This is a genomic window from Achromobacter sp. Marseille-Q0513 (genome assembly GCF_018195695.1).
Classification (GTDB): Bacteria; Pseudomonadota; Gammaproteobacteria; order Burkholderiales; family Burkholderiaceae_B; genus Achromobacter.
This window is the reverse complement of the sequence record NZ_JAGTJY010000070.1, coordinates 18,900-27,468: the sequence shown is the minus strand read 5'-3', so window position 1 is coordinate 27,468 and position 8,569 is coordinate 18,900. Positions and strand designations below refer to the sequence as shown.

Here is an 8,569-nt window from a genome sequence, read left to right as displayed (position 1 = left end):
GCGTAGACATGGCGCGTCTGCCGGCCTTAACCGTTGCCCTTGTTCTTGCGGCGGGTGACGCGCAGCGCCAGGATCAGCACCAGCACCAGCGCCAGCAGGCCGAAGCTCAACGCCGGCACGCTCCACGAGATATAGCGGCGCCATTCGAAGAAGGCGCTTTCGCCAGCGCCGGGCGGCTTGCTGGCATCCGGGTTGGTGCTGTCGATCCAGGCCACCGGACCGTTGGCGGCGATCACGGCGATGTCGCCGCGGTTCAGCACGAAGGGCGTATCGAGCCTGCCGCTCTGCGGGCCCAGCGCGTGCCACAGCACGCCGTCCTGTCCGCCCGAGCTGACCACTTCGGCCGTGCTCAAACCGCTCAGGCCGGAAATGTCCAGCCAGGTGGTGGACCTGCCCGCCACCTGCAGCTGTTTCTGGTCGCTGACCTGGACCTTGGGCTTGGCGCCATCCAGCGGCACTTCCATCGCCAGGAAGGTGCGCGCGGGCTTGGCGGCCTGGCCCGCCGGCGACACGGCGAGTTCGGCGCGCGTGGCCGAGACGCCGCTGGCCGTCGCGATGCCGATCAGTTGCTTGAGGCTCGCAGGCGCATTGGCCAGGTAGCTGTCTGGAACCAGGACCTGCGGATTGCCCGCCAGCAGGGGCAGCAGGCCGGTGAACGAGCCGTCGGGCTGGGGCTTGCCCGGCTTGACATAGCTGGTCGGCAGCACGCTGACGGGATAGCCTTGCGGGATTTCGTTGCAGTCCACCGAGACGGGCTGGCGCTGCACGCTGACGCGCACGGCGTTGTTCACGCCCAGCGCGTAGCCGGGCACGCGCGCCTCCAGGCGTTCCGGACGGCCGTCGGCGTCGAGCTGCTTGGCGCCCAGCAATATCCCGTTCCAGAATACCGAGGCCACCGGCCGGGTGGACGAGGCGCCGGGCGCGGCGGCCAGGTCGATGACCAGTTCGTCCGGCATGCGGCCGTCGGAGGACACGGAGGCCAGCGGGAAGTTGACGTTCCAGTCGCCGCGCGCGACCACGTCGAAGCTGTCCGGCGCGCCGCCCAGCGCGCTCAGGCGCACGCCGTCGCCCTGGAAGGACTGGGGCGGCGTGGCGGTCTGCACCTGTACCTGGCGCGACACCAGGATGCGGCGCCACGCCGCATTGAACACGCCCGCGGCTTGCGCGCCGGCGTCCGGCGCCACCGCGATCACGGACAGACGGCCCATCGGCGCGAGACGGACTTCCTTGGCGGCCATGTCGGCGCTGGCCAGCGGCGCGCGTGCCTGGCGCCAGGACTTGAACGCGTCGGCGGCGTCCGGGTCCGAAGCCAGTTCGGTCTGCAGCGCATCGAGCGCCGCATTGAGCTTGGCGCGCAGCGCCGGGCTGGCGATCACGACGTCGCCGGTGACCGCAGGCGCGCCCAGCACCAGCAGCGCGCCGATTTCCGCGGCGGAGGCCAGCTTGTGCCGCTCTTTGCCCGCCACGGCAGCGAATACGGGCGCCTGCGCGAGGCCCGCGGGAACCTGCAGGGCGCGGGTGTCGATCTCGTCGCCGACGGCGGGGAAGGCCTTGACGTCGACGCGCTTGCCGGCGCGTTGCATCGCCACGCCCATGCGCCAGGCGCTGTCGTAGGCTTACTGGTCTAGCTTGGTGTCGGACACCAGCAGCACCGGTTTGCCGGGCAGCGTGCTCCAGGCATCGTCCAGGTTGCCGATCGCCGAGGCGTCGTAGCGGTAGCTCAGGCGCGTCTGCGGCGAAATCGTCAGCGCGTTGGCGGTGGCGCGGTTGCTTTCACAGCGGCGCAGCGCGATCTCCGACTGCCAGTCCACGCCCAGCCGCAGGAAGCCGGTGCTGCGCAGGCGCTGTTCCAGCGGCAGGTTGCGCAGGACGGGGCCGTTGCCGTCGGCGATGTTCTGCGCAGCCAGCGGCACGCCGTCGGCCCACAGGACCAGGTTGGTGCGGCCCGGTTCATCCTTGGTGTAGCGCGCATCGAAGTTGAGCGTGGCGTCGGCGATGGGCACGCCGCGCGGCACGGGCAGGTAGAAGTCCTGGTGCGCATCGCTGTTGCTCAGCACCACGGGCTCGTTGATGCCCAGGTCCGCCAGCGAGGTATCGCGCGTGATCCAGTCATCGCTCTGCAGGCGCCGCAAGGCGTCGCCCGCGGGGCTTGCCACGGCGGCCATGGGCAGTGCAAGGCCCGCCGCGATCAAGGCGCGGCGCAGGTGGGAGGCGATGGGACGGAACGTGTTTCTGTGCATGGGTGCTCCTGGCCGATGAGGGCGAGGCGTGAGGACTCAGGCCGGCTGGCTGGCGGCCGGGCCGTAAGGGTCGAATTCGGATACCGGACGGCCGCAAAGCGCATCGACGATGCGCCGGCTGGCGTGGCCGTCTCCGTAGGGATTGATGCGGCGTGAGAAAGACGCGTGCAGCGCCGGATCGTCCAGCAGGCGGTTCACTTCCGTGACGATGCGTTGCGTATCGGTGCCGACCAGGGCCACGGTGCCGGCCTGCACGGCCTCGGGCCGCTCGGTGACGTCGCGCATCACCAGCACCGGCTTGCCGAGATAGGGCGCTTCTTCCTGCACGCCGCCGGAGTCGGTGAGGATCAGGTGCGACTGCTGCATGAACCAGACGAAGTCCAGGTAGTCCAGCGGATCGATCAGGTGGACTCGGTCCAGGTTTCCCAGGTCGGTCATGACCACGGAACGGACCTGCGGGTTCAGGTGCACGGGGTAGACGATCTGCAGGTCGTCGCGCCTGGCCAATTCGGCCAGCGCGGCACAGATGTTCTTGAAGCCGTCGCCGAAGCTCTCGCGACGATGGCCGGTGACCAGCAGCAGCCGGCGCGTCGGATCCAGCCACTGGTAGCGCTGCGCCAGCGTTGCGGCCAGCGCGCCGCCCGGAGCAAGCTTGGCGCAGGTCATGGCCAGCGCGTCGATCACCGTGTTGCCGGTGACCGTGATACGGCCGGGCAGGTGCTCGCGTAGCAGGTTCGCGCGCGATTCGGCGGTGGGAGCGAACAACCAGTCGCCCACGGCGTCGACCACGCGGCGGTTCATTTCCTCGGGAAACGGCATGGCCAGGTTGCCGGTGCGCAGCCCCGCCTCGACGTGGCCGATGCGCACGCGCCGGTGGAAGGCCGCGAGCGCGCAGGCCGACGCGGTGCTGGTGTCGCCATGCACCAATACGCAATCCGGCTGCTCGCGTTCGAGCACCTCGTCCACGCGGCTGATGAGCCGGGCGTACAAGCCGTTGAGCGTCTGGTTGGGCACCATGATGTCCAGGTCGTGCTGGGCATGCAGGTCGAACAGCGCCAGCACCTGGTCCAGCATCTGTCGATGCTGGCCCGTGACGCAGACCACGCTTTGGATCGCGGACTCGTCGCGCAGGGCGGCGACCAGGGGCGCCATCTTGATGGCCTCGGGACGAGTGCCGAATATGGAAAGTACTTTCATAAGCATGGGTATTTCCCTCGCCTGGTGTATTTCCTAGCCTATATTATGTATTGAAAATATTCGTAATACGTGACGTATTATTAATTTTGTGCATTTGAACGCGAGCCCCCGCTTTGAATTGTTTGTATAGGCGTTAATTCGCTATTTTGAACGAAAATGGGGCCAGATAGGTTTCAAACAGCTTTCATCTACCCGTAATTTGCGATCCTTGTAGGTTGGATCACGGAATTTTCGCGGGTTTCGGCTGATCCATGTCGTTTCTAAATTTTGCAAAATATGGATTCCGAATATGGGCACATCAGGATGCCGATGGTGCGGTTCCGCGCCCAGGCAGATTGACGCTTGGTACTTGACCTTAAAGTGACTTCAGGCTTTTTCATGTGTCGCATCTGCCCACGATGCCAAGGACGAACATGAGCGACAGCCATCAACACGCGGAAGTACGCGCCTTGCCGGAATCCCGGCTGTGGCTGGCGTTCGGACTCACCGGCACCTTCATGGTCGTGGAGATCATCGGCGGCCTGGTCACGGGCAGCCTGGCGCTGATCTCCGACGCCATGCACATGATGACCGACGCGATCGCGCTGCTGCTGGCGCTGATCGCGATCCGCGCCGGACGCAAGGCCGCCGACCTGCTGCGCACCTACGGCTACGCGCGCTTCGAGATCCTGGCGGCGGCCGTGAACGCGCTGGTGCTGCTGGGCGTGGCGTTCTACATCCTCTACGAAGCCTATCGCCGCCTGTCCGCGCCGCAGGACATCCAGTCGGTGGGCATGATGGTAGTGGCCGTCGCGGGCCTGCTCATCAACCTGATCTCGATGCGTCTGCTGGCCAGCGCGAAGGACGACAGCCTGAACGTGAAGGGCGCCTACCTGGAAGTGTGGGCCGACATGCTGGGCTCGGTGGCCGTGATCGCCGGCGCCATCATCATCTGGCTCACGGGCTGGCGCTGGGTGGATTCCGCGCTTGCCGTGGCGATCGGTTTCATGGTCTTCCCGCGCACCTGGGTGCTGTTGCGCGAATGCGTCAACCTGCTGCTGGAGGGCGTGCCGGCGGGCATGAGCCTGGACGCGGTGCGCGACGAAATCGCGGGCGTCGAAGGCGTGGCCACGGTTCACGACCTGCATCTGTGGGCCATCACGCAAAGCCAGCCCATGCTGACGGCGCACGTGGTCCTGGCCGATGGCGCGGACGGGGAAAGCGTCAGGCGAGCCATCGAGGCGTGCCTGCATGAACGCTACGACCTGCACCACACCACGCTGCAGATGGAGAGTGAAGACCGCAGCACCCACGAAGCGGGGCACTGACCGGGGCGCTTGGCGGGTGGCGCGATGTTGCTGCTTGGATGCTGCCGCGGTCTGTTGTCGTTGCCCTGGCTGTTGCCGGGCAGGCGGCAGGTCCAGGGATGGCTGTGCTCGATGGACGGAAAAGGAAAAGGGCGGATCGGTTGCCCGTCCGCCCTTTGCCGTTACAGCGTGATGCTTGCTAATTTGGTGGAGCCGGGGGGAATTGAACCCCCGTCCGCAAGCCCTCCGCAACCAGTTCTACATGCGTAGTCGATCTATTTGGTTTTAACCCTGGACTTAGCCAACCGACAGGCCGGACCAGAGCGATTCACGTAATTTAAGCCTGAACCGTGTGACCCCAGTGCAGACCGATTCCTTGTGAATGTCGCTGCTGCGGTTCGAGGGTTACCCCCCTAGGAAGTTGCCTTCCTCCGCCTGACCCAAGGACAGATCAGTGCAGCGGCTCACCGCTTAAGCGGCGAGAGCGAAACGCTCGTCGTTGGCGTTTGTAGTGTTCCAGTGGTTTAACGAGCTTACTGGTGCTCGGCATGCCCTGAGTTGTTTCGCGACCCACGTCGAATCCGGATCGGCCCCAAGAACTCTATTGTAGCGGTAAACGCGATAGCCCGCTGCATTCCCGCGCGTCGCGTCCAGGGGGCGTGGCGCGCGGGAGACGCCTGTGGTTCAGCAGACCGCGTCCGGGCAGGCGGGCTTGGCCGCGGTCACCACGACATCCTCGGTGGCGTCGCCGCGCCGGTTGCCGCGCGAGGCTGCCATCAGCGCGATGGCCAGCCCGACCGAGACCGCGACGATGATCGCCGCGGCCCCGCCCAGCGTAGCCAGGCCGTAGGTGTCGATCACGCGTCCGCCGACCACCGCGCCCAGTCCGATGCCGATGTTGGCGCCGGAGATGTTGAGCGATGCGGCGAAGGCCGGCGCCTCGGGCGCGGACTTCATCAGGCGCACGTGGCAGACGATGAACAGCGCGGCCTGTGCGATGCCCCAGACCGCCAGCGCTGCGGCCAGCAGGCCATGCGAGTGGATGACCGGCACCAGCACGGCCAGGCCGGCGGCCATCAGCGCCGAGAACAGCGCGGTGGCGCCGAGCGGGCTGCGGTCCACCAGGCGGCCGCCCACGGTATTGCCGATCAGGCCGACCGCGCCGAACGCCATCATGGTCCAGCCCACGACCTGGCCGTTGAAGCCGGCCAGCCGTTCCAGCATGTCCGCCAGGTAGGTGTAGGCGGTGAACATGCCGGTGAAGACCAGCAGCGACAGCAGCACATGGCCGACCACGATGGGCTTGCGCAGGATGCGCAGTTGCGTGACGAGCTTGACGTCCTCGCTCTGGATGCGGGTGCTGGGGAACGTGATCCACAGCAGCAGGGCCTTGGCGAAGGCGACGGCAGACAGCACGCCGAAGGCGGCGCGCCAGCCGAACGCGTCCGAGATCAGCACGCCGATGGGAATGCCGAACACCGTGGCCGCCACGATGCCGAAGGCCACCAGCGAGATGGCGCGGCCGGCGTGCGCCGGGCCGACCAGCTCGACCGCGGTGGCGCTGGCCAGCGACCAGAACACGGGCAGCGCCAGCGCCGGCACGAAGCGCGCCACGGCCATGACCCAGATGTTGGGCGCGGCCATGGCCAGCGCATTCGACAGGCCGAACAGGATCAGCACGCCGATGAACAGGCGCTTGCGCTCGATGTTGGCCATCAGCGCCGTCAGCAGCGGCCCGGTGGCGGCGACCGTGAAGGCGAACAGCGTGACCAGCAGGCCGGCCTGGGACACGGTGACGTCCAGATCACGGGCCAGGCCGGGAAGCAGGCCGACGATCAGGAACTCGGTGGTCAGGATGGTGAAACCGGCGGCCGAAAGCAGCAGGATGGGCAATAGCATAGGCATTCCTCAGGCGCGCGCGTGAAGCCGCGCGCGGGTGGACGGGCGTTGTTGAAGGGTTGAATACAGGTCTGGGTGAGCGGCCGGGGCGGAAGCCGGGCGCATCGGGCGCGAGAGCCGAAAGGCTGTCGGCGGGCGGACGGGGCGTCGGGAGGATGAAAAGTGGTGCCGACACCGGCAGTCGCCGAAAAAGACAATCCGGATCAGTCCGGATGTCTTCCATGTCGATACTTTAAACCACTTGCATTGCAGGATAAAGCGCGCGGCGTCGTACAAATTGTTCGACAGAACGAGCTAATCCTGCGGAATGAGCCAGTGCTTGCGTCGGAGCGCTGGCGTGGCTGCGCAGGCTGCGAATGGCCGCGGACGGCGCTACGTCCGCGGCGTGACTTGGCGCGGATTCAGCGCAGATCGGCGGGCAGCAGGGGCTCGATGGCGGCCCAGAGTTCGGTGGGGGAGTGCGCGCAGCGTTCGGCTTCCCAGCTGCCTACGTTGTCTTCTTCGCCCACATAGCCATAGGCCGCAGCCACGGCCGGCATGCCGGCGGCATGGGCAGCCTGGATGTCGCGCAGGTCGTCGCCGACATAGACGCAGCGTTCGACGGCGAAACCGGCCTCGCGCGCGGCATGCTGCAGGGGCAGGGGATGCGGCTTGGCGTGGGCGGTGGTGTCGCCGCAGACCAGCACGGCGCTCTCGCGGGTCAGATCCAGGTATTCGACGATGGGCAGGGTCAGGTAGGTGACCTTGTTGGTCACGATGCCCCACGACAGGCCGCGCTCGCGGATGCCGGCCAGCAGTTCGACGATGCCGGGGAACAGCTTGCTGTGCACGGTGGATTCCGCCGCGTAGTCTTCCAGGAACTGCAGGCGCGTCGGCTCATAGTCGGCGTCGCCCGGTTTCAGGCCCAACGCCACGCGCAGCAGGCCGCGCGCGCCTTGCGAGGCCACCGGACGCAGGGCTTCGTAGGGCATGGGTTCCAGGCCCTTGCGAGTACGCTGCCGGTTGGCCGCCGCAGCCAGGTCGGGGGCGGTATCGGCCAGCGTGCCGTCGAAGTCGAACAGGATCAGTGCGCTCATTTGCGGGTTGCCATCAGGTAGTTGACCGAGGTGTCGGCCGACAAGGAGTAGATCTGCGTGATCGGGTTGTATTCCATGCCGCGCATCGACACGGGCTCCAGGTTCGCGCCACGCGCGGCGGCCGAGAGTTCGCTCGGCTTGATGAACTGCTCGTAGCTATGGGTGCCGCGCGGCAACAGGCGCAGCACGTATTCGGCGCCGACGATGGCGAACAGGAAGGACTTGGGGTTGCGGTTCAGGGTCGAGAAGAAGACCCAGCCGCCAGGCTTGACCAGGGTGGAGCAGGCCCGCACCACCGAGGCCGGATCGGGCACGTGTTCCAGCATTTCCATGCAGGTGACCACGTCGTAGCGCGCGGGCTGTTCGGCCGCCAGTTCCTCTACGGGCACCTTGCGGTATTCAACCTTCACGCCGGATTCCAGGCCGTGCAGCTTGGCGATCTTCAGCGATTTTTCGGCCAGGTCTATGCCGGTGACCGTCGCGCCGGCGCGGGCCATGGACTCGGACAGGATGCCGCCGCCGCAGCCCACGTCCAGCACCGTCTTGCCGGCCAGGCTGCCGGCGCATTCCTGGATCCATTCCAGGCGCAGCGGATTGATGGCGTGCAGGGGCTTGAACTCGCTTTCGGGGTCCCACCAGCGGCTGGCCAGCGCGCTGAACTTGTCCAGTTCGGCCTGGTCGGCGTTGACGGTGGCGGGAGCGGAATCTTCGATGTGCGTGGTCATGGGCGGTCCGGCGTAGAGGCGGCGCTATATATATAGAGGGCCAGCGCGAATTCCATCGCCAGGGGCGAGGCGCGTCCGGGATGCACCGGGTTGGTGCGTTGCTGGCTGGGTCCGGACGAAAAAAAGGGCCTCGCTATGCGAGGCCC

7 protein-coding genes and 1 other RNA gene are annotated in these 8,569 nt (G+C 66.8%); 1 reads left to right on the top strand and 7 read right to left on the bottom strand.

The genetic code is table 11. The features are described from left to right. Positions 1-26: 26 nt before the first annotated feature. Genes KDH83_RS15700 through wecB form a run of 3 tightly spaced genes read right to left on the bottom strand, consistent with a single transcriptional unit; the run spans position 27 to position 3,437 of the window. Positions 27-1,589, bottom strand: coding sequence for a hypothetical protein (locus KDH83_RS15700; protein ID WP_249205142.1), 1,563 nt, complete (start codon positions 1,587-1,589; stop codon positions 27-29). Positions 1,590-1,616: 27 nt separating this feature from the next. After that, on the bottom strand, positions 1,617-2,240 hold the full coding sequence (locus KDH83_RS32565; protein WP_249205141.1) for a cellulose biosynthesis cyclic di-GMP-binding regulatory protein BcsB: 624 nt from the start codon (positions 2,238-2,240) through the stop codon (positions 1,617-1,619). 36 nt (positions 2,241-2,276) lie between these two features. After that, positions 2,277-3,437, bottom strand: a complete 1,161-nt coding sequence (gene wecB / locus KDH83_RS15695; protein ID WP_212317486.1) for a UDP-N-acetylglucosamine 2-epimerase (non-hydrolyzing) — start codon at positions 3,435-3,437, stop codon at positions 2,277-2,279. A gap of 413 nt (positions 3,438-3,850) precedes the next feature. Between wecB and KDH83_RS15690 the strand changes: the two genes are divergently transcribed. Further along, positions 3,851-4,744, top strand: coding sequence for a cation diffusion facilitator family transporter (locus KDH83_RS15690; RefSeq protein ID WP_212317480.1), 894 nt, complete (start codon positions 3,851-3,853; stop codon positions 4,742-4,744). Positions 4,745-4,928: 184 nt separating this feature from the next. Here the strand turns inward: KDH83_RS15690 and ssrA are convergent. From ssrA to ubiG, 4 genes are all read right to left on the bottom strand, one after another. Next, positions 4,929-5,317: a transfer-messenger RNA gene (gene ssrA / locus KDH83_RS15685) on the bottom strand. Positions 5,318-5,407: 90 nt separating this feature from the next. Then, positions 5,408-6,622, bottom strand: a complete 1,215-nt coding sequence (locus tag KDH83_RS15680; RefSeq protein WP_212317478.1) for an MFS transporter — start codon at positions 6,620-6,622, stop codon at positions 5,408-5,410. Between the two features lie 401 nt (positions 6,623-7,023). Further along, positions 7,024-7,698 carry an HAD-IA family hydrolase gene (locus KDH83_RS15675; protein ID WP_212317476.1) on the bottom strand — a complete coding sequence of 225 codons (675 nt, stop codon included), beginning with the start codon at positions 7,696-7,698 and terminating at the stop codon, positions 7,024-7,026. After that, a complete protein-coding gene (gene ubiG, locus KDH83_RS15670; protein WP_103273340.1) occupies positions 7,695-8,423 on the bottom strand; it encodes a bifunctional 2-polyprenyl-6-hydroxyphenol methylase/3-demethylubiquinol 3-O-methyltransferase UbiG in 729 nt (242 codons plus the stop codon). Before ubiG ends, KDH83_RS15675 begins: the two co-directional genes overlap by 4 nt. Positions 8,424-8,569: the final 146 nt, after the last annotated feature.

Coding starts and splice junctions, on each gene's coding strand:
- KDH83_RS15680 (WP_212317478.1), bottom strand. CDS start 6,622: ATGCTATTGCCCATCCTGCTGCTTTCGGCCGCCGGTTTCACCATCCTG.
- ubiG (WP_103273340.1), bottom strand. CDS start 8,423: ATGACCACGCACATCGAAGATTCCGCTCCCGCCACCGTCAACGCCGAC.
- KDH83_RS15675 (WP_212317476.1), bottom strand. CDS start 7,698: ATGAGCGCACTGATCCTGTTCGACTTCGACGGCACGCTGGCCGATACC.
- KDH83_RS32565 (WP_249205141.1), bottom strand. CDS start 2,240: ATGCACAGAAACACGTTCCGTCCCATCGCCTCCCACCTGCGCCGCGCC.
- wecB (WP_212317486.1), bottom strand. CDS start 3,437: ATGAAAGTACTTTCCATATTCGGCACTCGTCCCGAGGCCATCAAGATG.
- KDH83_RS15690 (WP_212317480.1), top strand. CDS start 3,851: ATGAGCGACAGCCATCAACACGCGGAAGTACGCGCCTTGCCGGAATCC.